This is a genomic window from Ruegeria sp. CDSA236, assembly GCF_059611285.1.
Genome location: NZ_JBXWPG010000001.1, coordinates 421544 through 444993 on the forward strand (window position 1 = coordinate 421544; position 23450 = coordinate 444993).

Sequence of the window (23450 nt, forward strand, 5' to 3'; positions counted from 1 at the left end):
AAGGGCCGCCTGCCCGACGCCCCCCTATGGACACTGTCCCTTTGCTGATATTAAATGAACGTATGTTCATATCTTTTGGAAGGAAATCCAGATGCACCTGTCGACCACCGCAGCCATTGTCACCGGAGGCGCCTCGGGGCTGGGTGAGGCAACGGCCCGCTTTTTTGCAGAAAACAATGCACAGGTAACCATTCTGGACCGGGATGCAGACCGAGGCAGCCAGGTCGCAACAGAAATTGGCGGGCATTTCGCCCAGACGGATGTAACCGATGAAACATCCGTGGCCGCGGCCATCGCCCATGCCCGCAAGAAGATGGGAGCAATCAACGCGGCAGTGAATTGCGCCGGGATCGCGGTTGGCATGAAAACCGTAGGCAGGGATGGCCCGCACCCGCTTGATGCATTTCAGCGCACGATCGACATCAACCTTGTGGGTACATTCAACGTTTCACGCCTTGCAGCCGCGGAAATGGCAAAGAACGACCCAGAACCGGATGGCGCGCGCGGTGTCATCATCAATACAGCCTCAATCGCGGCCTTTGATGGGCAAAAGGGTCAGGCTGCCTATGCGGCTTCGAAAGGTGGTGTGGTAGGTATGACCCTGCCCATGGCACGGGATCTGGCCTCGTCCGGAATCCGCGTGATGACCATCGCACCCGGAATCTTTATGACTCCGATGCTGGCCGGTCTGCCCGAAGAGGTGCAGCAACAACTGGCCTCTGACGTTCCCAACCCTGTGCGCCTTGGCGCCCCCCGCGAATACGGAAGACTGGCCGGGTTCATCGTCGAAATGGGTTATCTGAACGGCGAGGTCATCCGTATCGACGGCGCGCTGCGAATGCGCTGAGCGTGGCTGATCACCTACCGAAGAATACGGCTCACTCAAATGAACTGTGGTCGGATAGCCGGCCACAGCGCGAAAGCTGATCTAGGCGCCCTCGGCCTTTTCCTCGAGGATCAGCCACTCTTCCTCGGCTGCGGCCAGCTTTTCCTGCCGCTCGACCAAAGCCTCGGTCGCTTTCTGAAATTTAACAGGTTCACGGCTGAAAAGCTCAGGATCGGACATCAGCTCTTCAAGCTTTCCGATTTCCGCCTCAAGCCGCTCAATCTCGGCAGGCAATTTCTCAAGACGGTGTTTCTCTGAAAATGATAGCCCCAGTTTCGGCTGCGCCTCTTGCTTTACCTTTGACTTGGAAGCTTTTGTTTTTACTTCTTTCTTATCAGACACCTCGCCGCGCTGAGCGAGGTAGTCCGACCAGCCCCCGGCATAGACGGTTGCACGGCCGTTACCCTCCATCGCGATGGTCGTTGCGGCCACACGGTCCAAGAAATCGCGGTCGTGGCTGACCAGCAAAACGGTACCGTCATAATCGTCCAGCAGTTCCTGCAACAGATCCAGTGTTTCCACATCCAGATCGTTGGTTGGTTCGTCCAATACCAGCAGGTTCGACTGTTTGGCCATCAGCTTTGCCAGCAGCAAACGGGCCTTTTCCCCACCGGACAGTGATTTAACGGCTGCTCTGGCCTGCCCCTCGTCAAAAAGAAACTCCTTGAGGTAGCCGACCACATGCTTGGGTTGGCCACCCACCATCACCTGATCCGCCTTGCCGGAAACACGCATCTCGGGGTCGCCGGTCAGGCTGTCCCAAAGGCTCATTTCGGGGTCCAGCTGTGCGCGGGCCTGGTCGAATACTGCAATCTCAAGATTGGTGCCCAGCGTGACCGAACCCTCATCCGGGTTCTCTTGTCCCAACAGCATTTTCAGCAATGTTGTCTTGCCGACGCCGTTTGGGCCAACAAAGGCCACGCGGTCGCCCCGCTGTACCAACAGGTCAAAGTTGCGCACGATCTGATGATCACCAAAAGACTTGGATAGGCCTTTGGCTTCAAACACTTTTCGCCCTGATTTTGGTCCAGCCTCAAGGGTCATCGCGGCCGAACCCTGACGTTTTATCTGTGCGGCTTTTTCAGATCGAAGGTCCTGCAAGGCGCGGACCCGACCCTGGTTGCGCTTGCGACGGGCGCTGATGCCCTCGACGGCCCATCGCGCCTCGGACTTGATCAGACGGTTCAGCTTATGACGTTGCTGGTCCTCTTCCTCCCAGATCTTGTCGCGCCAAGCCTCGAATGCCGTAAACCCCTGCTCCTGCCGTCGGACCGCCCCACGATCGATCCATAGCGTCGCGCAGGTCAAGGCGCGCAGAAAGGCACGGTCGTGTGAGATCAGCACATAGGCCGTCCGTGTCGATCCTAGCTCACGCTCGAGCCAGGCGATGGCTTCGATATCAAGATGGTTGGTCGGCTCGTCCAGCAGCATCAAATCCGGGGCTTCGGCCATCAGCTTGGCCAGCGCGGCACGGCGGCGTTCACCGCCCGAGGCCGTCTCAACAGCGCGCGCCGGGTCGAATTTCAGCCCTTCGCCTGCGCGTTCGACTTTGTAAAGCTCACCCGGCTCTAACCCGCTGGAGGCATAGTCGCCCAGCGTAGCAAACCCTTCCATTCCGGGGTCTTGCTCCATGTAACCGACTGACTTACCCGGGGGGATTACAATCTCGCCCTTGTCCGGTTCTACCAAACCGGCCATCACCTTCATCAAGGTTGACTTGCCGGATCCGTTCCGCCCAACCAGAGCGACGCGGTCGCCTGGTTGAACCACCAGATCAAGGTCTGAAAAAACCGGATCGCCCCCGAAAGTCAGGGAAATGCCGGACATCTGCAATAAAGGAATTCTTGCCATGCCCGCCAGCTACCCCCGCAGCGTCGAGCCGTCAACGGCGATTACCCGGCAACGGCCCGCAGCAAACGTTTACGTGCGGGCGGAATCGCGCAGATTTCGAGGCCGGTAAAGACATGCAAAGTGTTCATGTGACGGTCAACGACTGCGTGGTCACTGACCCAGCCGCCCATCATCAGGTAAGTACGCAGCAAAGGGGGCATGCGCATCATGGCTTTTTTGGCATCCGGGCGCCGACGCAATCTCGCGGCGAACCGGAAAACATCTGGGGCCTTGACCCGTGGCAACCAGCGTTTCGGGGCCAGATGGCGATGTTTCAACATCGCAAAAGCATCAAGATATTCCGCCGTTTCTGTACCCGCAAACGATGAGCAGCCAAACAGCATCTCAACATTATTCTGATCGACAAATGCAGTCATCGACCCCCAGGCAACACGCAGAATGTCTGGGTCGTTTCGACCAGGATGCACGCAAAAGCGCCCCATCTCGACCATGCGCCCCTTAAACCCTTCAAGTGCCGAGAGGTCATAGAACTGGGCGGAATAGCTTTGGCCAATCTCGGCCCCGCGCTCCATCATCAACATGCGAAAGCAGCACACGAGTTTACCGTTGGCACGCATATCCTCGACCAGAATATGTGTACAACGGCTATCGAACTCATCCTGATCAGGCTGATCAGTCCTGAAAGCCAGTGTTCGAAGACACTGTGCCGCCGCAACATCCTGCGGTGTTTGCGCCTGACGCGCACGGTACCGGCCCTTGCCGAGCAATAGTGCCATGGTCGCATCCTCCTGGGTTGCTGACCTGTTTCGTCTTGCAGGGTCAATAACACAGGATTTGTGACCGCCCTGTGAAGTTGACAAGACGTGACTATGAATTAGTTGGTCGCGCCAGGAATGTTTGCCGGGTTGAAGTTGCCGATATTGCCAAGCAGCTGCCGCAAGAACCCACGGTTCTGAACTGAGGATTCGGTAATACGACGATCCAGCGTCACAACGTTTCCATCCTCAAGGCCAAAGCGTTCAATATTGCGCACAACACCCCGGTCATCGAAGCTGATCGCCACAAGCTCGCGCGAGACGATTTTCGGTCGTTTCGGACCATAATGACGAACGCGTGATGTCACATAATAAAAGCCGGAATCGCGAACAACGCCTGAAGTACTGGGCGCGCCAACGGATTCGAGTACGCTTTCACGTGTATCGACACCCACCTGAATTTCGGCCAGGTCCTCGGCTGTGGGGACATATCCGTGTTTCTTGAAGACCGGAGCACACGCACCAGCAGCGGTCAGACAGGCCGCAAATACGAGCGTTCTGGACGCTGGTTTCAACCTGCTCATAACTTTCAACATTCACACCCTCTTGCCTTGGGACCGTGCGGCCCCTATCCGATTACATCAAACCGCCACCCCGGTTCAACACACGAAAGGGCCACGTATGAGCAACCAGACATCTTTACGGGTCGCCGACCTGCCTCAGAACGCACCGACGCCCTTTGAAATTCGCCCTGACGCGCAGGAGTTGGATCTCTTAAAGAACGAGTTGAGCCTGCTTGGGCTGCGTAAGCTGAGTTTTGTCGGCGAGGTGAGTGCGCATGGAAAGCGTGATTGGGCGCTTTCAGGAAAACTGGGGGCAACCGTGATTCAACCCTGTGTCGTGACGCTGACACCGGTTACCACGCGGATCGACATTCCGGTGACCCGGATGTTTCTGTCAGATTGGACAAACCCTGACGAGGAAGAGTTCGAAATCCCGGAGGGTGACGAATCTGAACCGCTAGGGACCGAAATCGCTCTGACCGAGGTCATGTCCGAAGCGCTGGCGCTTGCCCTGCCCCAGTATCCCCGGAAAGAAGGTGCCGAATTGGAACAGGCGGGCTTTACCGAACCCGGCAAACAGGCAATAACGGATGAAGATGTCAAACCCTTTGCGGGCTTGGCCGGGCTGCGCGATGCACTGAAAAAAGACGAGTGACACGGGCCTGAAATCCTGTCATAGCAGGCGCTCAGAAAAATCGCTTGAACATGCTGAGAATCGCAGTATTTTCGCGCGCTCATCGGAATTTGGGTTGGACATCGCGGGGCCCGTCCCCTAAACGCGCGTCAAACCACGAGAAAAACGAAGAATGAAACCTGGCCCGCAGCGAATCTGCCGGCCCTTAGTAGACAAAGGTTGAGACCATGGCTGTCCAACAGAACAAAGTTTCCAAGTCGCGTCGCAACAACCGCCGCGCGCACGACGCTCTGGTTGCTGCAAACCCGAACGAATGCGCCAACTGTGGTGAGCTGAAGCGCCCGCACCACGTCTGCGCGTCCTGCGGCCACTATGATGACCGCGAAGTCGTCGCTCAGGCCGACGAAATCGACCTGGACGAAGACGCGGCCTAAGCCCTAAAAGCGCAGGCCAAGCATGACAGAACAGCCCACGCACGCCGGACGGATTACCATCTCGGTTGACGCAATGGGCGGAGATTCGGGGCCCGCTGCTGTTGTGGCGGGGATCGCCAAATCGGCGGATAAGAACCCCGATATCGCGTTCATCTTGCACGGGCCTGAGGCTATGTTGCGCAAACTTGTCGCAAAACGGCGTGTCCTGAACGGGCGCGTCGTTTTTCGTGATTGTCCCGATGTGGTCACGATGGAGGACAAGCCCAGCCAGGTCGTCCGACACGGCAAGCAAACCTCGATGTGGTCCACACTGGAGTCGGTACGTCAGGGTGAAGCCCATGGCGCGGTCTCTTGTGGCAATACCGGCGCATTGATGGCCCTGTCGATGATGCGTCTACGTAAGCTGCCGGGGGTAAACCGCCCGGCAATCGCTATTTTGTGGCCCTCGCGCAATCCGCAGGGTTTCAATGTAATGTTGGACGTGGGCGCCGATGTGCGCGCGGACGCCAAGGACCTGCTGCAATATGCTTTGATGGGTGCCTCTTATGCCCGAAACGGCATGGCGTTGGAACGTCCCCGGATCGGCCTTTTGAATGTGGGCACCGAGGAACATAAAGGGCGCGCCGAGCTAAAAGAAGCGCATGGCATGATCTCGGATTTTGCGGATCAGGCCAGCTTTGACTTTGTGGGTTTTGTCGAAGGCAGCGACATCCCGGGAGACAAAGCCGATGTCATTATAACAGACGGGTTTACAGGCAACGTCGCCATCAAGACCGGAGAAGGCACAGCCAGCCTGATCGGAGATCTTCTGCGCGAGGCGTTCAAATATTCTCCGCTCTCACGACTGGCCTCGATCCTTGCAATCACATCTTTGCAGCGGTTGAAGAAACGAATTGATCCTCGGCGCGTGAATGGTGGGGTTTTCCTTGGCCTGAACGGAACCGTCGTCAAATCACATGGTGGTGCAGACTCGACCGGCGTGTCAGCCGCTGTAAAGCTGGCCTTTACCCTGGCCGAGTCCGGCTTCGCCGAAAAATTGGCAGCACGGGTTGCATCGACAGTCGAGCTTGCACAAGATGCCGCAGACACGCCGTCGAAGGCCGGTGAATAACAAAAAAGGCAGTACCCCAGCATGGCAGGCCGTTCAATTATAGTTGGTGTCGGGCACTATTTGCCAGAGCGCATCGTCCCGAATTCCGAGTTCGAAGAAACGCTCGATACGTCTGATGAGTGGATACGGACCCGTTCCGGAATCGAACGCCGGCATTTTGCAGCGGAAGACGAAACCACTTCGATTATGGCCACAAAGGCTGCCAGTGCCGCATTGGCCGATGCGGGTCTGGAGGCAGATGATATTGATGCGATTATTCTTGCAACATCGACCGCTGACCTGACGTTTCCCTCTGCCGCAACAATGGTTCAATCGCAGCTTGGCATGACCAAAGGCTTCGCCTTTGACGTACAGGCGGTTTGCGCCGGATTTGTCTATGCCATGACCAATGCCAATGCGCTGATCGTATCAGGCCAGGCCAAACGCGTACTGGTCATCGGCGCCGAGACGTTCTCTCGTATCATGGACTGGACCGACCGGTCGACCTGCGTGCTTTTCGGCGACGGCGCCGGGGCAATAATCCTTGAACAGCATGAGGGCGCAGGAACCTCGGACGATCGGGGCATTCTGGCAACCGACCTGAACTCGGACGGGCGCTATAAGGACCTGCTCTATGTGGATGGAGGCGTCTCGACCCAGTCCACAGGCTATCTGCGGATGAAAGGAAACCAGCTGTTTCGGCAGGCAGTTGAACGACTGACCTCTACCGCAGAAACCTGCCTAGAGAAGGCTGGGCTAAGTCATAAAGATGTGGATTGGATCGTACCGCATCAGGCAAACATTAGAATCATCCAGGGCACAGCCAAGAAATTGGGCGTTCCTATGGAACACGTTGTCGTTACCCTGCAGGACCACGGAAATACCTCGGCCGCATCGATTCCCCTGGCAATGTCTGTTGCGAAACAGCGTGGGCAGTTCAAACAGGGTGATCTGCTGGTCACAGAGGCAATCGGAGGTGGATTGGCCTGGGGCTCAGTCCTCTTGCGGTGGTAACAAGCGCAATTCAGCTTACACACTCGCCCGCAATTCATTGATATTGACAGCGAATTTGCCCTGACCCTATGCTCTGATAGCAACAGGGGAATTGGCATGAGCGACAAAACACTGACCCGAATGGATCTGAGCGAGGCCGTATTTCGTGAAGTTGGCCTTTCACGCAATGAAAGCGCGCAACTGGTCGAGAGCGTTCTGAACCATATGTCCGACGCATTGGTGCGCGGTGAACAGGTAAAGATCTCGTCTTTTGGAACGTTCAGTGTTCGGGACAAGACAGCTCGTATCGGCCGCAATCCCAAGACAGGCGAAGAGGTTCCAATTCAGCCTCGCCGTGTTCTCACCTTCCGCCCGTCGCATCTGATGAAAGATCGCGTCGCCGCAGGGAACCGCAAATAAGATCAGGACGGCACGAATATGAGCAAGTCCCCAGACGCCTTTCGCACCATCAGTGAAGTTGCGGACTGGTTGGGTGTGCAGCCGCATGTTCTGCGATTCTGGGAAAGCCGCTTCAATCAGGTGAAACCAGTAAAACGGGCCGGTGGGCGCCGATATTATCGCCCCAACGACATGCGCCTGCTGGGCGGCATCAAGAAGCTTTTGCATGAGGATGGGATCACCATCAAAGGCGTACAGCGCATCTTGCGTGAACAGGGCGTGGCGCATGTTTCTTCGGTGTCCCAGGGCCTGGATGAAATTGCGAATCTTGAACCCACACCCGATGCAAATGTCGTTGTGCCATTCACGGCCAAGCCAGCCCCCCCGCAAGAGCAGATACATCTGGATCTTGGCGACGCGCAAAAACCCGAACCGACCCCTGCCCCCGCTCCGCCAAAAGCTGAGCCTGCGGCCCAAGCCCAGCCGTCTTATCCCGACGCCTCGCCATTGTTGGGCGGAATCGCGACATTGGCCTGGACCCGAGACGCATTCGATGACCAGTTGCTCAGCCAGATAGCGCCCATCGCGCAAGAGCTGCGCAGCGTGTTGAACCGAATAGAAAACCGATCGGCGGGATAAGAAAAAAGGCGATGATTTCCTCTTGCCCCCGCCGGGAAAGTCTTTATGAACACCTCAACGTCGGGCTATGGCGCAGCCTGGTAGCGCGTCCGTCTGGGGGACGGAAGGTCGCAGGTTCGAGTCCTGCTAGCCCGACCAAATCACACCGACGTTTATGGCACACAGGCCAGATCCCGCTCTGGCATCAGGGGGGATCGGAATGACCGGCGTATGCCCGAACCAGCAGATAGAGGCGATGATCGCTCGCGGTGAGATTACCGCAAGCCCAGAGGTCATCCCCGCCCAGATTCAACCCGCCAGCCTTGATTTGCGTTTAGGTACAGTTGCTTACCGGGTACGTGCCTCGTTTCTGGCAGGCGAAGGTCGCACCGTAGCCGAACGTTTGTCGGAATTTGAGATGCACCGCATCGATATCTCTGAAGGTGCTGTGCTGGAAAAGGGCTGTGTCTATCTAGTGCCGTTGATGGAATCGCTGGCCCTGCCCCAGGGGCTGAGCGCGGCCGCCAATGCAAAAAGCTCGACCGGGCGGCTGGATCTTCTGACGCGCACGATCACCGATGGCGGGACCGAGTTTGACCGGGTGCCTGCAGGCTATACCGGCCCTTTGTATGCCGAGATCTGCCCCCGCTCATTCTCGGTTCTGGTGCGTCCGGGAATGCGGCTGAACCAGATCAGGTTCCGGGAGGGACAGGCCGTGCTGAGCGATACCGATCTAAGCGCCCTGCACGCCGAATCCCCGCTGGTCGATGGCCCCGCTGTCATTCAGGACGGGCTTGGGTTCTCGGTGGACCTGCGGCTGCCCGACACTGATTTGGTCGGCTACCGCGCCAAACCTCATACCGGTGTCATTGATCTGGACCGGATCGGCGAATACGACCCGCAAGAATATTGGGAAGAAGTGCGTACCACTGATGGGCGCATCATCCTCGACCCAGGTGCGTTCTACATTCTGGTCAGCCGCGAGGCAGTGCATATCCCGCCGATGTATGCGGCTGAAATGGCCCCCTATCTGGCGATGGTCGGGGAATTCCGGGTGCATTATGCCGGATTCTTCGACCCCGGCTTTGGCCATGCGGCCGCAGGTGGCGAAGGATCACGCGGCGTGTTGGAAGTCCGCTGTCACGAGGCCCCATTTGTGCTGGAACACGGACAAGTCGTGGGACGGTTGGTGTATGAGCGGATGTCAGAGATGCCCACGCAGCTTTACGGGGCGGGCATCGCCTCGAATTACCAGGGACAGGGGCTGAAACTGTCCAAGCATTTCAAGGCTGTAACCTGATCAGAACCGGATGAACCGGCGCATCTGATTGGCCACGCGTTGGACTTGACGCATGTTCTGACGTTGGCGGTTTCCGTCCGCCTGCAACTGATCAGAGGCACCTGAGCTCTCGTGCGGCGGCTGCCCTTGCCCCGACTTCTGGCCCACGCGGCTGGCCATGTCGAACCCCTTGTCCACCCCTTTGGTGACAAGCCGCCGCATGACCTGTCGCACAATCATGTCAATGATCCGATTGGCATTCATTGCTCAACTCCGATTTCCAGGCTTCTAAATAGTCGATTTGTGCGGCAACAAAAGGGCCACGTGATCACTCTTCCTCGAACAGTTCGGTTTGATCTTCGTCTTCCTGCCCCTCTCCCAGTGGGATCGTTCCCGGAGGCGGTCTGTTCTCCAGCAAACCGGCAGCGCGCAATTCTTTCAACCCCGGCAAATCCCGGGCGTTCTCCAGCCCAAAGTGATCCAGAAACTGCGGAGTCACCACGAAAGTCACCGGACGGCCCGGCGTCATGCGACGACGACCCAGTCTGATCCACTCCATCTCCAACAGTTGGTCGATGGTCCCGCGCGAGACCGATACGCCGCGAATTTCTTCGATCTCGGCACGTGTACAGGGTTGGTGATATGCCACGATCGCCAGCGTTTCGATCGCGGCCCGGCTGAGCTTGCGGGTTTCAACCGTTTCTTTTTGCATCAGAAAACCTAAGTCTGGGGCAGTGCGAATGGCCCAGGATTCACCAAGCTGAACCACACGAACACCACGCCCTTCATAACGTTTCTTAAGCATTTCCACCGCCTGTGACGCGTCGCTGCCATGGGGCATCCGCACTTCAAGATCGGCGATCGTCACCGGCTCGGCGCTGGCGAATAACACGGCCTCGACCATGCGTTCTTGCTCGGCCATAGGCGGAGCTTCGAACAGGGTGCCGGTACCTTCTTCCTGAGGCGCGTCAGTCACGGGATTGGGTCCTCTTGCGTAGTTGTATTGGAGCAAAAGTTTCGCTCTGCTGTATTTCCATATGTCCTTCTTTCACCAACTCAAGTGAGGCCGCAAAAGTAGCCGCCGTCGCGGACCGCCTGCGCACCGGGTCGGCATCCCAGCCCTCGGGTAGATAGGTCTCCATATCCGTCCAGGCCCCGGCAAAGCCGATCAGCGGGCGCATACGTTCCAGCGCCTGTTCCATCGTGAATACGGCGTCACGGTCCATGACAAAGGGGCGGAATTCATCACGGGTGCGAATGCGGGCATAGCCCTGCATCAGGTCCAGCAGCGTGGCGGAATAGGTCACGGTGCGGATGCGCGTGACATCCTCGCCCTGCCCGCGTTTGAAGAAATCGCGCCCCAGCTGATCGCGCCCCATCAATCGGGCGGCAGCATCGCGCATGGCCTGAAGCCGCTCGAGCTGAAATGCCAGATGCGCAGCCAGTTCTTCGCCCGAGGGGCCTTCGTCATTCGGATCCGGAGGCAGCAGCAAGCGCGATTTCAGAAAGGCCAGCCATGCCGCCATCACCAGATAGTCGGCGGCCAGTTCGATCCGCAGCGCCCGTGCCTTTTCAACAAAGGACAAGTATTGCTGCGCCAGCGCCAGAACCGATATTTTGCGCAGATCAACCTTTTGTGTGCGGGACAGCATCAGCAGCACATCGAGCGGGCCTTCGAACCCGTCGACGTCTACGATCAATGCCTCTGCCGCAAGGCGATCCGCGACCGAGACGGGGTCTTCGCTAAAAAGATTATCCGACATACACCTGCCCGCCCATTAGGCGAGAAAGTTCGGCTTCGGCGGCTTGGATGTCAAGTTCCTGCGGGGCTTTGCGCATCGCCAACGCCCGTTCAGCGCGTTTCTGTGCCTGTTCGGACATCTTTCCGGCGGTGCTCAGCACCTTAGCACGGGCATCAAAAGAGCCATTGCAGTACAAAACCACATCGCACCCTGCAGTTAGCGCCTGATTGGCAATCTCTTCTGGATTTCCGCTCAGGGCCTTCATCGAGATATCGTCCGTCATGATCAGCCCGCCAAACCCGATCGTTTTGCGGATCAGGCTGATCATGGTCCGAGAAATCGTAGCAGGTTGAGGGTCAATCCGGTCATAGACCAGATGCGCCGTCATCCCCATGGGCAGATCGTTCAAATCCCGAAACGGGCCGAAATCTGCTTCGGTCAGCTCCTCTTGCGTCAGATCGACATGGGGCAGGTCATGATGGCTGTCCAGCGTGGACAAACCATGACCCGGCATGTGTTTGAGCACCGGCAATACACCGCCATCCAAATGCCCCTCGGCAGCCGCACGACCGATCCGAGAAACCATTTTGGGATCAGATCCATAGCAGCGGTTTTTAAGGAACGGATGCGTCTCGTTCCGGGCCAGATCCACCATGGGGGCGCAGTTGCTGTCGATCCCAAGCTCGAACAGTTCATTCGCAATCAGGCGATAGCGCAGATACATAGCACGTTCGGCCTGCTCTCCGCTCTGGGCCACGTGATCCAACGGCGGCATCCATTCCCGTGCCAGCGGTGTGCGCAGACGTTGCACACGTCCACCCTCTTGATCAACAGTGATCGGGCAGTTACGCCCCACAGCCTCGCGGAAATCGTCGCATAGGGCGCGCACCTGATCCGCAGACTCGATATTACGGGCGAACAGAATGAACCCGAATGGGTTCATCTCTCGGAACAGTTTTTTCTCGTCAGACGTCAGGCGCAGACCTTCAGCGTCGGTAATGACTGCGCCGAAACTCACCGCGCGGCAACCGGAATGCAATCAGCGCCTTCGGCCTGCAAAGCGGCACAGAATTGGCGCGAGTCGCTCAGATCGTCAAACCCCAGAACCCGAAGACGATAGAAGGTTCGCCCACCGCTTGAGGTTTTCTGTATAACACGCTGTTTTCCAATCATATAATCCCCGAATCGTCCATTCATGCGATCCCATTCCGAGCGCGCGACGTCCGAATTTTCATAGGCGCCAAGCTGGGCCATACGGGTGCCCTTGGTCAGAGTTTCAGGATCCACATCCAAGCCGACCGCAGCTTTGACCGCCGCGTTGATCGCGTCTTCGGTAGTGCTGTTTGACGTAATTGCGCTGCGCACACCGCCAGCGGGGCGCAGGACCGGGCGCAGCGACCGGCGCACACCAGGCAAAGCCGCCAGTTCTGGGTCCGGTTGCGATGCAGCCAGATCAGCCGGATCAATAGCAGGCTCTTCCTCGGGGATGGTCAAAGAGGCCAACTGAAAACTTTGCTCGCCAACCTGATCGGAATTTTCCGCCTCTCCCGCCAGTTCAGCAACCAGTGTATCAACCGCGCCCTGGCGCATCTGTGTGGCCGTCCGGTCAGAGACGTTTTCATCGACCACATGTACGGCAGGTGTCGGTTGCAACGGTGCCACCGGAGTATCTTCATCTGTCAGGGAAACCGGGCGCGGTGCAAGGATCAGCCGATCAGCAGGCGGCGCTGCTGTGCCCACTGCCGCAACCGTGTTCACAGCCAAACCCTGATGATCCGCAGGGGTGCCACCCGGGCTATCCGGCTGAATACGCATTGGTCCATCTAAGGCCCGAACAACCGGCACGCCACTCACATCGCGCATTACCAAATTGTAACCCCAAACACCGATGCCAGCGACCAGCGCCAATGATGCAACGGCACCCAGAGCACTAACAATACGACCCAAACCTGCAGGATGGGGCGTTTCGTCATATCCGTGCAAGTCATTAGGGAGGTCATACCCATCCTGAGGATGAGCTTGATTCGTATAATGCATCTGCTCGGGGCGCATTTGCCCCGGGTAATCGTAACTTGCCATGTCCGCCTCACCGCCCGTTTAGCGCCGAAAATAAGGCGCGCGGGTCATTTCTTGCCTACCTCGTACCGGCGGTTCGGACGGTGTTGTTCACCGCATCTCCTGCGCCGGAGTAACGCCAAGAATACCCAAGCCTGCTGAAATCACAACAGAAACGGACCGGGCCAGTGCGATTTTTGACTGGCTTGTGGCAACATCGCCATCCTGAATAAACCGCAGCTGGGTTTCATCGTTGCCCTTGTTCCAAAGCGCGTGGAAATCCCCTGCAAGTTCATACAGATAGAAGGCAACGCGGTGGGGTTCATTGGTACGCGCGGCGATCTCAACCAGACGCGGCCATTCGGCCAGCTTCTTGGCAACAGTCAGCTCAGAGGCATGGTCGATCTTACCCAGATCGGCGCTTTTAAGCGCTGGGTCCTGCGCGTCGATCCCGGCCTCAGCTGCACGGCGCAGAACACTCATCACGCGGGCATGGGCATATTGGACGTAGAAAACGGGGTTCTCGCGGCTTTGTTCCAACACCTTGTCAAAGTCAAAATCCAGGGCAGCGTCATTCTTGCGGGTCAGCATCACGAAACGGGTCACATCCGGGCCAACCTGATCGACCACATCACGCAATGTGACGAAGTTCCCTGCCCGCTTGGACATCTTGAACGGCTCGCCGTTCTTCCACAGTTTCACCAGCTGGGTCAGCTTTATATCCAGCGGTACCTTGCCATCGGACAGAGCCGACACGGCCGCCTTCATCCGTTTGACATAGCCACCGTGGTCAGCGCCGAACACATCGATCAACGCGTCAAACCCACGGGTCACTTTGTCATAGTGATAGGCGATATCCGGGGCAAAATAGGTCCAGCTCCCGTCCGATTTCTTGACCGGGCGATCCACGTCGTCGCCATGCTCGGTCGATTTGAACAGGGTCTGCTCACGTGGTTCCCAATCTTCGGGCTTTTTGCCTTTGGGCGGTTCCAGCACGCCCTCATAGATCAGGCCCTTGTCGGTCAGGGATTGCAACGCAGCTTCAATCCGACCCGTGCCATAGAGCGACTTTTCCGAGAAGAACACATCCATCTCAACGCCCAGCGCCTTCAGGTCGGCACGGATCAGGTCCATCATCGCTTCTGTCGAAAACTCGCGCAGATCCTCCAGCCAGTCGCTTTCCGGCTTGTCGATCAGGCTGTCACCGTATTTCTCTTTCAACGCCTCGCCAATCGGGATCAGATAGTCGCCAGGATACAGGCCCTCGGCAATCTCGGGGCTCAGCCCGTTGGCCTCGCGGTATCGTTCATAGGCCGAGCGCGCCAGCACATCGACCTGCGCACCGCCATCGTTGATATAGTATTCACGGGTCACGATATGGCCGGAATAGGCCAGCAAGCTTGCCAGCGCATCGCCAAACACCGCGCCCCGCGTATGACCCACATGCAAGGGGCCGGTCGGGTTGGCCGAGACGTATTCCACGTTCACCTTCTGCCCATGCCCCATGGTCGAGCGGCCATAATCCGTGCCCTGTTGCAGCACCGCAGCCAGAACACCCTGCCAGACTGATGGCGCCAACCGCAGGTTCAAGAACCCCGGCCCGGCAACCTCTGCACTTGTGATCCGATCATCCTCTGCCAGCTTTCCAGCCAGCGCATCGGCAATGTCGCGCGGCTTCATCTTGGCGGGCTTTGCCAGCACCATCGCCGCATTCGTTGCCATATCGCCATGCGCCGCATCACGTGGAGGCTCGACCGCCACGTTGTCAAAGCTCAACCCTTCGGGCAGCACGCCTTCGGACTGCATCTGTGCCAACGCGTCCAGCACAAGGCTGCGGATCTCGGAAAACAGGTTCATTTCGAATGTCCTTTTGCTTGCCCGGCGGTTTACCACGCAACACCGCAAGGTCAATGGAGGCATTCAATTTGCGCTTGGATAAAGACCTCTCCCCGCTAAGGTCTGTCAGATACACCTAAACGGAGAATCCCATGCGTTTTGCCCTGCCCGTTGGTCTGATTTTGTCGACCGCCCTTCCGGCTTTTGCTGAAATGCCTGCCCCGCAAGGCCATGTGCTGGTCACCCTTGGCGGCGCGGTTGGGGAAACCAACCTGCCCGCGCGCGGCGAGAATGACGGCGGCTTGCTGGGATATCTGGAGGTCACCCATGACGGGGCAGCTGGCTTTGACGCGGCATTGCTGGATAGTTTGGATCAGGTCGAGATCACAATTCCCTACGGCACAGAGGCCAACCAACGCGACATTACCTTTAGCGGCCCGCTTCTGTCTGATGTGATGGTCATGGCCGGTGCCGAAGGTAAAACGGCCAAACCAATGGCAATGGACGGGTACCAGGCAGAAATTCCCTGGCAAAGCATTTCGACCTATCAGCCCATCCTTGCGACCCACGCCGACGGCGCCCCCATGGGGATCGGAGGATATGGCCCAACGATGATCGTTTTCCCGCCAACCGACGAAGCTGAGGCAGCACAGGATCAGGCAGGTCAACAGGTATGGGCCTTGGCCTATATCGGAGTCGAATGATCTGCTGATATCGGGCGCCCTGTCAATCTTTCATGATCCTGTAGCGCAAACCTGTCGGTCATCCCGGCGATATAGTCCGATACGATCCGGGCTAAGGCAGTCTCATCCACAGCCTCTTCAATGTCCGCGTGCCAGCGCGCGGGCATCTGCTTCGGATCGCCAAGGTAGATTGGAAACAAATCCTCGACCACTTTGCTGACCTCGGCGCGCACCGTCATCACCGACGGCGCCCTGTACATCCGCGAAAACAGGAAAGCGCGAATTTCCTTCAGTTGCGCCCAAAGGCCTGTTGAGAACTGAATGACCGGATAGCCAAGATGCCGGATCTCTTCGACGCTCTGGGCACCGGACCCTGCGATCAGAGCCCGAGACGTGTCGATCACGTCCGACACCATAACCCCAAACACCCGCCGCAACGCCTCATGCCGACGGCGATAGGGGTCGAGGCCCGGGTACTTGCGATCCACCTCCGCATAACAGTCGCCCACGATCGGCAGTCGCTGAATGTCCTCGTCGCTGAACAACTCCGCCCTCAGCCCGTCCAGCAGGTCATGATTGTTATAAGCGATGTCGTCTGACAATGCCGCCACCTGCGCCTCAGCGCTTGCGTGCGTGTGCAGCTCCAGATCAAAGGCCGCATTGCACTCCGCCAACGCCCAGGGCAGTGCCCCTTCCACCGGGCCGTTGTGTTTCGCAATACCTTCAAGGGTTTCCCACGTAAGGTTGCACCCATCGAACTCGGCATAATGACGCTCAAGCCGGGTCACGATCCGAATGGCCTGCGCGTTATGATCGAACCCACCATACGGCTGCATGATCTCATGCAAAGCATCCTCGCCAGTATGTCCGAACGGCGTGTGGCCAAGATCATGGGCCAGGGCAACCGCTTCAGTCAGTTCTGGATTCAAACCCAAGGCCCCGGCAATCGTCCGCGCCACCTGCGCGACCTCAATCGAATGGGTCAACCGGGTCCGATAGCTATCCCCTTCGTGCTCAACAAAAACTTGGGTCTTGTGCTTGAGCCGCCGAAAGGCGCTGGCATGAATGATCCGGTCCCGGTCGCGCTGAAAGCATGACCGGAAACTGCTTTCTTCCTCTGGCACCAACCGCCCTCTTGCGCGGTCGGGATTCGAGGCAAAACCTGCTCTGTCCAACGGCCTGTCCTTGTCGCCTGTCCTTGGGCTTTCTATATGGTAGAGTGGTTAAGAAATAAACCTTTGGAGTTTGGCATGAATCTGCCCCCGATAGTTACAGAACGCGCCTTTGACCGCCTTGCCGAGATCGGCGCGGCCGATCAGGGTCAAGCCCTGCGTGTCGCTGTCGAAGGTGGCGGGTGTTCGGGCTTTCAGTACGAAATTGCATTGGACAAACCCAAAGAGGACGATTTGGTTCTTGAGGGTAAGGGGCAGAAGGTCATTGTCGACGCAATCTCACTGCCGTTTCTTGAAAATGCGGTGATTGATTTCACGCAAGAACTGATCGGCGCACGCTTTGTGATCGAAAACCCAAACGCCACCTCCTCCTGCGGCTGCGGCACTTCGTTTTCAATGTGATCACCCGTGGGGGCTTCACCCCCACACCCCCCCGTGGGGGCTTCACCCCCACACCCCCAAGGTATTTCTAGCCGGATGAAGCAGGGATCCGCTCTCCGATTTCTAGACCGGAGAGCTTCACCTGGCGCGGTCATCGGCGCCTCCGCCTGTACCGCCAGCTGATTTTCGGAGATTCTGGTTAACGGTCCGTTTCTTCATCTGGCCAAAAATACCTCGGAGCGCGAGGCAGCGCCTCGCAAACCTGTTCTCCGCCTTGCCGTTGGGCCCGTTCTGGGCGATAGGTTGCCAAGGACTGTCGGAGGGTCGCGCATGAAAATCGCCACATTCAACATCAACGGAATCAAGGCGCGGGCCGAAGCATTGCCGCGTTGGCTGGATGATGCCCAGCCCGATGTTGTGCTGCTGCAAGAGATCAAGTCTGTCGACGATAACTTCCCCAGAGAGATCTTTGAGGCGCGCGGGTACAACGTGGAAACGCACGGTCAGAAAAGCTTTAACGGCGTTGCCATTCTGTCGAAGCTACCGCTCGAGGACGTCTCGCGGGGTTTGCCCGGTGATGATGAGGATGAACAGGCCCGCTGGATCGAGGCCACGGTCGTCGGCAAACAGGCGCTGCGTATCTGCGGGCTTTATCTGCCGAACGGCAACCCCGCCCCAGGGCCGAAATATGAGTATAAACTCGCCTGGATGGAACGGCTCTATCATCGCGCCCGCGATCTGATGAACGGTGAAGAGCCCGCGCTGATGGCAGGTGATTACAACATCATTCCCCAGGCCGAAGACGCAGCGCGTCCCGATGCCTGGCGCGAGGATGCATTGTTTCGCCCTGAAAGCCGGGCCGCATTTCGGAAAATTTTGAATCTCGGCTTCACCGAGGCCTTTCGCGCTGGCACGCAAGGTCCGGAACATTATTCATTCTGGGATTATCAAGCGGGTGCGTGGAACCGAAATGACGGGATTCGTATTGATCATTTCCTTCTGACCCCTCAGGCCGCTGACCTGTTGCGCGATTGCAAAATCGATTCCGAAATTCGGGGGCACGAAAAACCGTCAGATCATGTTCCGGTTTGGATAGATCTAGATCTGTAATCGGCTAAGCCGTGGCATCGAACTCATAGATCCAATCATATTTTCGGCCCAACCGCGATCCAACTGCCATCAACGCCAGTTGCGCCCCGACACGCATAGGGCCACGTAGATGGAAGTTGCGCGCGTTGGCTCCAGCGGCAGCGACCACCCGAGTTGCCCGCTGGCGACGGGTCGCTTCATAGGAGGCCAGTGCTTGCGAAACGCCGGATTGTTCTTCGAAAGACCGCCCCAGAGCCCAGGCATCTTCTAGTGCAAGGCAAGCACCTTGGGCCATGAAAGGCAGCGTCGGATGAGCTGCGTCGCCCAAAAGCGCCACACGCCCATTCTGCCAGCATTCAGCAACAGGGCGCAGGAACAATGCCCAGATATTCGGGTCCTGAACCTCTTGCAAAATCTCTTTGACCAAGCCGCCAAAACCTGCAAATCGCGCCTTCAGCTCTTCGGGGTCACCGCGCAGACGCCAGCCTTCTTCCTGCCAGTCAGACCTCTCTTCGATTGCCACGATGTTCATCAGGGTCTGATCGCGCAAAGGATACGTCACTACATGCCGTCCCGGCCCCATGGTTAGCACAGCGCAAGGGTTCTTGTTGCGTCGGTCCCATGGAATCGTCGCGCGCCAGGCAACCTGATGTGTGAATTTCGGTGTTTCCCTGCTAGTCAGGTCAGCACGAATTGCACTTTGGCCGCCGTCCGCGGCGACTGCACAATCAACCCGAAATCTCGCCCCCGTATCGAGGATAATTTCGGCCTCGGACGGGTGCTTTCGCACCCGTTCCACACGCGCACCAAGGTGAAACTCTACCCCTTTTTGAACCGCCGCTTTGTAGAGAAGATCAAGCAGGTCAGCGCGATGGTAATAATAGGTAGGCCCGGCAGAGGGTGGCACGATTTTGCAGACCAGCCGCCCTGCCCGGTAATCACGAAGGACCGTTCCATGGGACAAAAGCCCAGCCTCGGGCGTGTCCGCAACAACCTTCAGCGCACGCAGCACAGCCATCCCGTTGGCGCTGATCTGAAGGCCCGCGCCAACCTCGGTCAATTCTGGTGCCTGCTCAAACACGGTCACCACGGCGCCGCGCTGTCGCAGGGTCAAAGCAGCCGCGAGGCCGCCAATGCCACCTCCGACTATGCCGAATTTCGATCCGCTGATGTTCATGTCACCGGCTTAACGCAAAAACGCCGGAGCAAAAGGCCCCGGCGTCTATGTTATCAGATTTTCCCAGCGATCAATCGTCGCGGTGGACCTTTTCGCGACGCTCATGCCGTTCCTGCGCCTCAAGCGTCATGGTCGCGATTGGGCGCGCATCCAAACGTTTCAGCGAAATCGGATCACCGGTCATCTCGCAATAGCCGTACTCGCCTTCATCAATCCGGCGCATGGCAGAATCGATCTTGGCAACCAGCTTGCGCTGACGATCGCGGGTGCGCAGTTCCAGCGCGCGATCGGTTTCTTCGCTTGCGCGGTCAGCGACATCCGGAATGTTACGGGTATTGTCCTGCAGCCCTTCGATCGTATCGCGGCTGCCAGCCATTAGTTCGTTTTTCCAATCCAGCAGCTTGCGACGAAAATACTCTAGCTGCCTGTCATTCATAAATGGTTCGTCTTCAGCTGGACGGTAATCTTCAGGCAGAAAAACTTCCTGCTTCATTTTTGCTCCCTCGGTGTGGCCTGCAACGCCGGTCACTCTCTCATTACCTGACATGCGGCAATCCCCTTCTGCGGAGCGTTTATCTGACAGCGCAGTAATTGTCACTATGCAAACGTCGCCCCGGCGCCGCGCCATTGCGCGTGATCTAAATACGTCCAACCAAACAACAAAACCTTGTTTTTCTGTGAAAATTAACTGGCCATTTCAGGGCAACGCCAAAAAGACGGCACCGGATGTTAGCGCACGAATCAACCAAAAGCATTGTAGTTACTCGGCAATTTCCCTTCATGCGACGCAGCGACCTGGCTTGTCAAAATTTCTGCTGCGCGGTAACCCCAAGGGCGCATTTCGCGCGACACTTGATGAGGGGCCAATGACCGCACGTTTCCAAGGAACAGCCGAATACGTCGCCACAGACGATCTGACCATTGCGGTAAATGCCGCGGTGACGCTGGAACGTCCCTTGCTGGTCAAAGGTGAGCCGGGAACTGGCAAGACCGAGTTGGCCAAGCAGGTGGCCGGAGCGTTGGGGCTGCGGATGATAGAGTGGAACGTGAAATCCACCACCCGCGCGCAGCAGGGACTGTATGAATACGATGCCGTCAGTCGTCTGCGCGACAGCCAGTTGGGTGAAGAGCGCGTGCACGACGTGTCGAACTATATCCGCAAGGGTAAATTGTGGCAGGCCTTTGAAACCAATGAAAAGGTTGTGTTGTTGATCGACGAGATCGACAAGGCCGATATCGAGTTTCCGAACGATCTGCTGCAAGAGCTCGATAAGATGGAGTTCCACGTCTACGAGACCAGCGAAACGATCCGCGCCAAGAACCGTCCGATCGTCATCATCACATCGAACAATGAAAAGGAACTGCCCGACGCCTTCCTGCGCCGGTGTTTCTTTCACTATATCAGGTTCCCTGATGAGGCCACGATGCGCCGCATCGTCGAGGTCCATCATCCGGGCATCAAAGATGCACTTTTGACAACGGCTCTGACCCAGTTCTATGAGATTCGCGAAACTCAGGGCCTGAAGAAAAAGCCATCAACCTCAGAGGTGCTGGACTGGCTCAAGCTGCTGCTGGCCGAGGACCTGACCGCCGAAGACCTCAAGCGCGATGGCGCCAATGCCCTGCCCAAACTGCACGGTGCGCTGCTTAAGAATGAACAAGACGTGCACCTGTTCGAACGCCTGGCATTCATGGCCCGCAACAAACGCTGAGCCGGTAAACCCTCGGTGATCGCCGCTTGCCTTAGCAAGTCTCGGATGCAAGCATTGGTCTCAGGTTGCCCGGCTTGTCCGGGCAATTTACCATCAGACCCAACGGGACTCAGCAATGCCAGAAACAGTAACAATTCGAGCCTTGCATCCGACTGATCGCGAGGACTGGGCGGATATGTGGCGGGATTATCTGGCGTATTATGAAACGACGGTTCCGGATTCCGTCTATGACAGCACATTCTCGCGACTGCTGGGGGATGATCCGAACGATTTTTCTTGTTTCGTCGCGCAGGCCGACGGGGGGCTTGTGGGTTTGACCCACTTTCTGTTCCACCGCCATGCCTGGAAGGAAGAAAGTGTGTGCTACTTGCAGGACCTTTTCGCCCGCCCCGAGGCGCGCGGCATGGGGGTCGGTCGCGCTTTGATTCAGGCCGTTTACGAAGAAGCGGACCGGCAAGGTGCACCGTCTGTCTATTGGCTGACGCAGGATTTCAACCATACCGCGCGAAAGCTCTATGACAGGATTGGCAAACAGACACCTTTCATCAAGTATCAGCGCCCATGACGCGATGGGTCGCAATCTTGATCAGCTTTGTCCTGACCGCATGTGCCACGATTGAGCCTGCCGAAAGCCCACCCGAGATTGTGGACATCGAACCACCCCTGCCCCCTGCCAAGTCCTTTACGCGTGCATATCCCTCGCCTCCGGCGCGGTCGAATGAAAACATGGCAGCGGATTTCATCTCTCTGCATTTCGCACTGGAAGGGGGTACGGAACTGCCTGTTTTTACGCGGTTCGAAACCCCGATCACGGTGCGGTTGACCGGGGCTGCGACGCCCTCGCTTCAAAAGGATCTGGGCCGCCTGCTGACCCGTCTGCGCACCGAGGCCGGGATAGACATCAAACAGATCAAGGACGGTCAGGCCAACATCACGATCGCGGCGGTCAGTCAAAAAGAGATTCAGGCCATCCTGCCTCAGGCTGCATGTTTCGTGGTACCCAATGCCTCAAGCCTTGCGGAGTACCGCCGGGATCGGTTCAAACAGAAAAGCAGCTGGACCAAACTGAGCAGCCGTCAGCGACTGGGCATCTTCATTCCCGCCGATGCAAGTCCGCAGGAAAAACGTGACTGCCTGCACGAAGAGATCGCACAGGCGCTTGGCCCGCTGAATGACCTGTATCGCCTTCCTGACTCGGTATTCAACGATGACAATATCCACACGGTCCTGACCGGGTTCGACATGTTGATCCTGAAGGCCGCATATTCATCCCAACTGCACAGCGGTATGACACGTGAACAGGTCGAAACGGCCATACCCGAAATTCTCTCGCGTCTGAATCCGCGCGGTGATGCGGTGCCGGTACAGCCCATGTCGGAAACTCCACGAGCCTGGATTTCAGCAATTCAGAAATCCTTGCAATCCAATCGCAGCCAGCAATCGCGCATGAGACAGGCCCGCAAGGCAGCCCGAATTGGCAAGGAACAAGGTTGGACCGATCACCGGCGCGCTTACCCTCATTACCTGATGGGCCGCATGGAACAGTTCGATGATCCGCAAGAGGCGTTGCGCCAATATGATATTGCCCTGCAGTTTCTGCGCGCTACACCGGGCACGGAATTGCATCAATCCTACATCACGACCCAACTGGGCGCCTTTGCGCTTTCGCAGGGCAATGGGCCAGAGTTCCTGCCCGAAATCGACGATGCTATCAACGTGATGACACGGGCCGAGAACGCCTCGCAGCTTGCAACGTTGTTGTTGCTGAAAGCCGAGGTCCTGAATGAAGTCGGCCGTTCCACAGAGGCACGTTCCATCAGACTGGACAGTCTGAGATGGGCACGATACGGCTTTGGCTCGGATGTAGTGGCCCGGTCGCTTATGCAGGACGTCGCAGAAGGACCAGTCAATTAACGGGGGCGATTAACGCATGATAGTGGTTCTGGGACTGGCGGTGCTGGGTGCGCTCCTTGGGGCGCTGACCGCGCGCAAACGCAACGGCAGCGGCGCTGATATCGCGCAATATGCAGCCGGATATGGAATCGCCTTTGCGCTGGTCGGGCTTATCCTGTCCTTGGTTCTGGTTCGCTTTGTGGTGTAG

At 57.6% G+C, this 23450-nt stretch carries 27 protein-coding genes and 1 tRNA gene; 16 read left to right on the forward strand and 12 right to left on the reverse strand.

What is annotated here, in order from left to right; genetic code table 11:
- The first annotated feature begins 91 nt into the window (after positions 1 to 91).
- Entirely contained in the window at positions 92 to 847 is a 756-nt protein-coding gene (locus AC2FLB_RS02150; RefSeq protein ID WP_496706000.1) for a 3-hydroxyacyl-CoA dehydrogenase, read from the forward strand.
- Positions 848 to 928: 81 nt separating this feature from the next.
- On the opposite strand, the gene AC2FLB_RS02155 is transcribed toward AC2FLB_RS02150, so the two are convergent.
- The 3 genes from AC2FLB_RS02155 to AC2FLB_RS02165 all read right to left on the reverse strand — a co-directional run bounded on the left by AC2FLB_RS02155 (position 929) and on the right by AC2FLB_RS02165 (position 4088).
- Positions 929 to 2737 carry an ABC-F family ATP-binding cassette domain-containing protein gene (locus tag AC2FLB_RS02155; protein WP_496708536.1) on the reverse strand — a complete coding sequence of 603 codons (1809 nt, stop codon included), beginning with the start codon at positions 2735 to 2737 and terminating at the stop codon, positions 929 to 931.
- A gap of 41 nt (positions 2738 to 2778) precedes the next feature.
- On the reverse strand, positions 2779 to 3513 hold the full coding sequence (locus AC2FLB_RS02160; protein ID WP_496708537.1) for a GNAT family N-acetyltransferase: 735 nt from the start codon (positions 3511 to 3513) through the stop codon (positions 2779 to 2781).
- A gap of 98 nt (positions 3514 to 3611) precedes the next feature.
- Complete coding sequence (locus AC2FLB_RS02165) at positions 3612 to 4088, reverse strand: outer membrane protein assembly factor BamE (protein ID WP_142633360.1); 477 nt, start codon at positions 4086 to 4088, stop codon at positions 3612 to 3614.
- An 85-nt stretch (positions 4089 to 4173) separates the two neighbouring features.
- On the opposite strand from AC2FLB_RS02165, the gene AC2FLB_RS02170 reads away from it, so the two are divergent.
- The 8 genes from AC2FLB_RS02170 to AC2FLB_RS02205 all read left to right on the forward strand — a co-directional run bounded on the left by AC2FLB_RS02170 (position 4174) and on the right by AC2FLB_RS02205 (position 9523).
- Entirely contained in the window at positions 4174 to 4710 is a 537-nt protein-coding gene (locus AC2FLB_RS02170; protein WP_496691109.1) for a YceD family protein, read from the forward strand.
- Positions 4711 to 4916: 206 nt separating this feature from the next.
- Positions 4917 to 5123, forward strand: a complete 207-nt coding sequence (gene rpmF / locus AC2FLB_RS02175; protein ID WP_037316137.1) for a 50S ribosomal protein L32 — start codon at positions 4917 to 4919, stop codon at positions 5121 to 5123.
- Between the two features lie 22 nt (positions 5124 to 5145).
- A complete protein-coding gene (plsX, locus tag AC2FLB_RS02180; protein ID WP_496708538.1) occupies positions 5146 to 6234 on the forward strand; it encodes a phosphate acyltransferase PlsX in 1089 nt (362 codons plus the stop codon).
- A 21-nt stretch (positions 6235 to 6255) separates the two neighbouring features.
- On the forward strand, positions 6256 to 7227 hold the full coding sequence (locus AC2FLB_RS02185; protein ID WP_271947477.1) for a beta-ketoacyl-ACP synthase III: 972 nt from the start codon (positions 6256 to 6258) through the stop codon (positions 7225 to 7227).
- A gap of 96 nt (positions 7228 to 7323) precedes the next feature.
- Positions 7324 to 7626, forward strand: coding sequence for an integration host factor subunit alpha (gene ihfA, locus AC2FLB_RS02190; RefSeq protein WP_037316145.1), 303 nt, complete (start codon positions 7324 to 7326; stop codon positions 7624 to 7626).
- An 18-nt stretch (positions 7627 to 7644) separates the two neighbouring features.
- Positions 7645 to 8244, forward strand: coding sequence for a MerR family transcriptional regulator (locus AC2FLB_RS02195; RefSeq protein ID WP_496708539.1), 600 nt, complete (start codon positions 7645 to 7647; stop codon positions 8242 to 8244).
- Between the two features lie 61 nt (positions 8245 to 8305).
- Positions 8306 to 8382: transfer RNA gene (locus tag AC2FLB_RS02200), tRNA-Pro, on the forward strand.
- A gap of 61 nt (positions 8383 to 8443) precedes the next feature.
- Entirely contained in the window at positions 8444 to 9523 is a 1080-nt protein-coding gene (locus tag AC2FLB_RS02205; RefSeq protein WP_281971964.1) for a 2'-deoxycytidine 5'-triphosphate deaminase, read from the forward strand.
- On the opposite strand, the gene AC2FLB_RS02210 is transcribed toward AC2FLB_RS02205, so the two are convergent.
- From AC2FLB_RS02210 to argS, 6 genes are all read right to left on the reverse strand, one after another.
- Positions 9524 to 9766, reverse strand: coding sequence for a hypothetical protein (locus tag AC2FLB_RS02210; protein ID WP_281971963.1), 243 nt, complete (start codon positions 9764 to 9766; stop codon positions 9524 to 9526).
- Positions 9767 to 9830: 64 nt separating this feature from the next.
- Entirely contained in the window at positions 9831 to 10478 is a 648-nt protein-coding gene (gene scpB / locus AC2FLB_RS02215) for an SMC-Scp complex subunit ScpB (RefSeq protein WP_281971962.1), read from the reverse strand.
- Positions 10471 to 11265, reverse strand: a complete 795-nt coding sequence (locus AC2FLB_RS02220; protein ID WP_142633343.1) for a segregation and condensation protein A — start codon at positions 11263 to 11265, stop codon at positions 10471 to 10473. Before AC2FLB_RS02220 ends, scpB begins: the two co-directional genes overlap by 8 nt.
- Positions 11255 to 12262 carry a beta-N-acetylhexosaminidase gene (gene nagZ / locus AC2FLB_RS02225; protein WP_496701228.1) on the reverse strand — a complete coding sequence of 336 codons (1008 nt, stop codon included), beginning with the start codon at positions 12260 to 12262 and terminating at the stop codon, positions 11255 to 11257. The genes AC2FLB_RS02220 and nagZ overlap by 11 nt, the downstream gene beginning before the upstream one ends.
- Positions 12259 to 13323 carry an SPOR domain-containing protein gene (locus AC2FLB_RS02230; RefSeq protein WP_496691107.1) on the reverse strand — a complete coding sequence of 355 codons (1065 nt, stop codon included), beginning with the start codon at positions 13321 to 13323 and terminating at the stop codon, positions 12259 to 12261. Before AC2FLB_RS02230 ends, nagZ begins: the two co-directional genes overlap by 4 nt.
- 87 nt (positions 13324 to 13410) lie before the next feature.
- Positions 13411 to 15156 (reverse strand): arginine--tRNA ligase, encoded by a 1746-nt coding sequence (gene argS, locus AC2FLB_RS02235; RefSeq protein WP_496700500.1) that lies wholly within the window; start codon positions 15154 to 15156, stop codon positions 13411 to 13413.
- A gap of 131 nt (positions 15157 to 15287) precedes the next feature.
- Between argS and AC2FLB_RS02240 the strand changes: the two genes are divergently transcribed.
- Complete coding sequence (locus tag AC2FLB_RS02240; RefSeq protein ID WP_496700501.1) at positions 15288 to 15839, forward strand: putative pterin-binding protein; 552 nt, start codon at positions 15288 to 15290, stop codon at positions 15837 to 15839.
- Here AC2FLB_RS02240 and AC2FLB_RS02245 read toward each other — a convergent pair.
- Positions 15821 to 16993: a deoxyguanosinetriphosphate triphosphohydrolase gene (locus tag AC2FLB_RS02245; protein ID WP_496708540.1), complete on the reverse strand. Its 1173-nt coding sequence runs from the start codon at positions 16991 to 16993 to the stop codon at positions 15821 to 15823. The genes AC2FLB_RS02240 and AC2FLB_RS02245 overlap by 19 nt on opposite strands.
- A gap of 75 nt (positions 16994 to 17068) precedes the next feature.
- Between AC2FLB_RS02245 and AC2FLB_RS02250 the strand changes: the two genes are divergently transcribed.
- Both AC2FLB_RS02250 and xth read left to right on the forward strand, forming a co-directional pair.
- Positions 17069 to 17392, forward strand: coding sequence for a HesB/IscA family protein (locus AC2FLB_RS02250; RefSeq protein WP_496691103.1), 324 nt, complete (start codon positions 17069 to 17071; stop codon positions 17390 to 17392).
- Between the two features lie 309 nt (positions 17393 to 17701).
- On the forward strand, positions 17702 to 18481 hold the full coding sequence (gene xth / locus AC2FLB_RS02255) for an exodeoxyribonuclease III (RefSeq protein ID WP_496691102.1): 780 nt from the start codon (positions 17702 to 17704) through the stop codon (positions 18479 to 18481).
- Positions 18482 to 18485: 4 nt separating this feature from the next.
- On the opposite strand, the gene AC2FLB_RS02260 is transcribed toward xth, so the two are convergent.
- Together AC2FLB_RS02260 and dksA are read right to left on the reverse strand one after the other, a co-directional pair.
- Complete coding sequence (locus AC2FLB_RS02260) at positions 18486 to 19637, reverse strand: FAD-dependent monooxygenase (RefSeq protein WP_496708541.1); 1152 nt, start codon at positions 19635 to 19637, stop codon at positions 18486 to 18488.
- A gap of 70 nt (positions 19638 to 19707) precedes the next feature.
- Positions 19708 to 20130, reverse strand: coding sequence for an RNA polymerase-binding protein DksA (gene dksA / locus AC2FLB_RS02265; protein WP_142633326.1), 423 nt, complete (start codon positions 20128 to 20130; stop codon positions 19708 to 19710).
- Positions 20131 to 20503: 373 nt separating this feature from the next.
- On the opposite strand from dksA, the gene AC2FLB_RS02270 reads away from it, so the two are divergent.
- The 4 genes from AC2FLB_RS02270 to AC2FLB_RS02285 all read left to right on the forward strand — a co-directional run bounded on the left by AC2FLB_RS02270 (position 20504) and on the right by AC2FLB_RS02285 (position 23450).
- Complete coding sequence (locus AC2FLB_RS02270) at positions 20504 to 21349, forward strand: AAA family ATPase (protein WP_142633324.1); 846 nt, start codon at positions 20504 to 20506, stop codon at positions 21347 to 21349.
- Positions 21350 to 21464: 115 nt separating this feature from the next.
- Complete coding sequence (locus tag AC2FLB_RS02275; protein ID WP_496708542.1) at positions 21465 to 21914, forward strand: GNAT family N-acetyltransferase; 450 nt, start codon at positions 21465 to 21467, stop codon at positions 21912 to 21914.
- Positions 21911 to 23263 carry a DUF2927 domain-containing protein gene (locus tag AC2FLB_RS02280; protein ID WP_496708543.1) on the forward strand — a complete coding sequence of 451 codons (1353 nt, stop codon included), beginning with the start codon at positions 21911 to 21913 and terminating at the stop codon, positions 23261 to 23263. The genes AC2FLB_RS02275 and AC2FLB_RS02280 overlap by 4 nt, the downstream gene beginning before the upstream one ends.
- 16 nt (positions 23264 to 23279) lie before the next feature.
- Positions 23280 to 23450 carry a hypothetical protein gene (locus AC2FLB_RS02285; protein WP_185956603.1) on the forward strand — a complete coding sequence of 57 codons (171 nt, stop codon included), beginning with the start codon at positions 23280 to 23282 and terminating at the stop codon, positions 23448 to 23450.

What these genes read in the sequence shown, in the direction of transcription:
- AC2FLB_RS02150 (WP_496706000.1), top strand. Translation starts at nt 92, where the DNA reads ATGCACCTGTCGACCACCGCAGCCATTGTCACCGGAGGCGCCTCGGGG.
- AC2FLB_RS02155 (WP_496708536.1), bottom strand. Translation starts at nt 2,737, where the DNA reads ATGGCAAGAATTCCTTTATTGCAGATGTCCGGCATTTCCCTGACTTTC.
- AC2FLB_RS02160 (WP_496708537.1), bottom strand. Translation starts at nt 3,513, where the DNA reads ATGGCACTATTGCTCGGCAAGGGCCGGTACCGTGCGCGTCAGGCGCAA.
- AC2FLB_RS02165 (WP_142633360.1), bottom strand. Translation starts at nt 4,088, where the DNA reads ATGTTGAAAGTTATGAGCAGGTTGAAACCAGCGTCCAGAACGCTCGTA.
- AC2FLB_RS02170 (WP_496691109.1), top strand. Translation starts at nt 4,174, where the DNA reads ATGAGCAACCAGACATCTTTACGGGTCGCCGACCTGCCTCAGAACGCA.
- rpmF (WP_037316137.1), top strand. Translation starts at nt 4,917, where the DNA reads ATGGCTGTCCAACAGAACAAAGTTTCCAAGTCGCGTCGCAACAACCGC.
- plsX (WP_496708538.1), top strand. Translation starts at nt 5,146, where the DNA reads ATGACAGAACAGCCCACGCACGCCGGACGGATTACCATCTCGGTTGAC.
- AC2FLB_RS02185 (WP_271947477.1), top strand. Translation starts at nt 6,256, where the DNA reads ATGGCAGGCCGTTCAATTATAGTTGGTGTCGGGCACTATTTGCCAGAG.
- ihfA (WP_037316145.1), top strand. Translation starts at nt 7,324, where the DNA reads ATGAGCGACAAAACACTGACCCGAATGGATCTGAGCGAGGCCGTATTT.
- AC2FLB_RS02195 (WP_496708539.1), top strand. Translation starts at nt 7,645, where the DNA reads ATGAGCAAGTCCCCAGACGCCTTTCGCACCATCAGTGAAGTTGCGGAC.
- AC2FLB_RS02205 (WP_281971964.1), top strand. Translation starts at nt 8,444, where the DNA reads ATGACCGGCGTATGCCCGAACCAGCAGATAGAGGCGATGATCGCTCGC.
- AC2FLB_RS02210 (WP_281971963.1), bottom strand. Translation starts at nt 9,766, where the DNA reads ATGAATGCCAATCGGATCATTGACATGATTGTGCGACAGGTCATGCGG.
- AC2FLB_RS02220 (WP_142633343.1), bottom strand. Translation starts at nt 11,265, where the DNA reads ATGTCGGATAATCTTTTTAGCGAAGACCCCGTCTCGGTCGCGGATCGC.
- AC2FLB_RS02230 (WP_496691107.1), bottom strand. Translation starts at nt 13,323, where the DNA reads ATGGCAAGTTACGATTACCCGGGGCAAATGCGCCCCGAGCAGATGCAT.
- argS (WP_496700500.1), bottom strand. Translation starts at nt 15,156, where the DNA reads ATGAACCTGTTTTCCGAGATCCGCAGCCTTGTGCTGGACGCGTTGGCA.
- AC2FLB_RS02240 (WP_496700501.1), top strand. Translation starts at nt 15,288, where the DNA reads ATGCGTTTTGCCCTGCCCGTTGGTCTGATTTTGTCGACCGCCCTTCCG.
- AC2FLB_RS02250 (WP_496691103.1), top strand. Translation starts at nt 17,069, where the DNA reads ATGAATCTGCCCCCGATAGTTACAGAACGCGCCTTTGACCGCCTTGCC.
- xth (WP_496691102.1), top strand. Translation starts at nt 17,702, where the DNA reads ATGAAAATCGCCACATTCAACATCAACGGAATCAAGGCGCGGGCCGAA.
- AC2FLB_RS02260 (WP_496708541.1), bottom strand. Translation starts at nt 19,637, where the DNA reads ATGAACATCAGCGGATCGAAATTCGGCATAGTCGGAGGTGGCATTGGC.
- dksA (WP_142633326.1), bottom strand. Translation starts at nt 20,130, where the DNA reads ATGAAGCAGGAAGTTTTTCTGCCTGAAGATTACCGTCCAGCTGAAGAC.
- AC2FLB_RS02270 (WP_142633324.1), top strand. Translation starts at nt 20,504, where the DNA reads ATGACCGCACGTTTCCAAGGAACAGCCGAATACGTCGCCACAGACGAT.
- AC2FLB_RS02275 (WP_496708542.1), top strand. Translation starts at nt 21,465, where the DNA reads ATGCCAGAAACAGTAACAATTCGAGCCTTGCATCCGACTGATCGCGAG.
- AC2FLB_RS02280 (WP_496708543.1), top strand. Translation starts at nt 21,911, where the DNA reads ATGACGCGATGGGTCGCAATCTTGATCAGCTTTGTCCTGACCGCATGT.
- AC2FLB_RS02285 (WP_185956603.1), top strand. Translation starts at nt 23,280, where the DNA reads ATGATAGTGGTTCTGGGACTGGCGGTGCTGGGTGCGCTCCTTGGGGCG.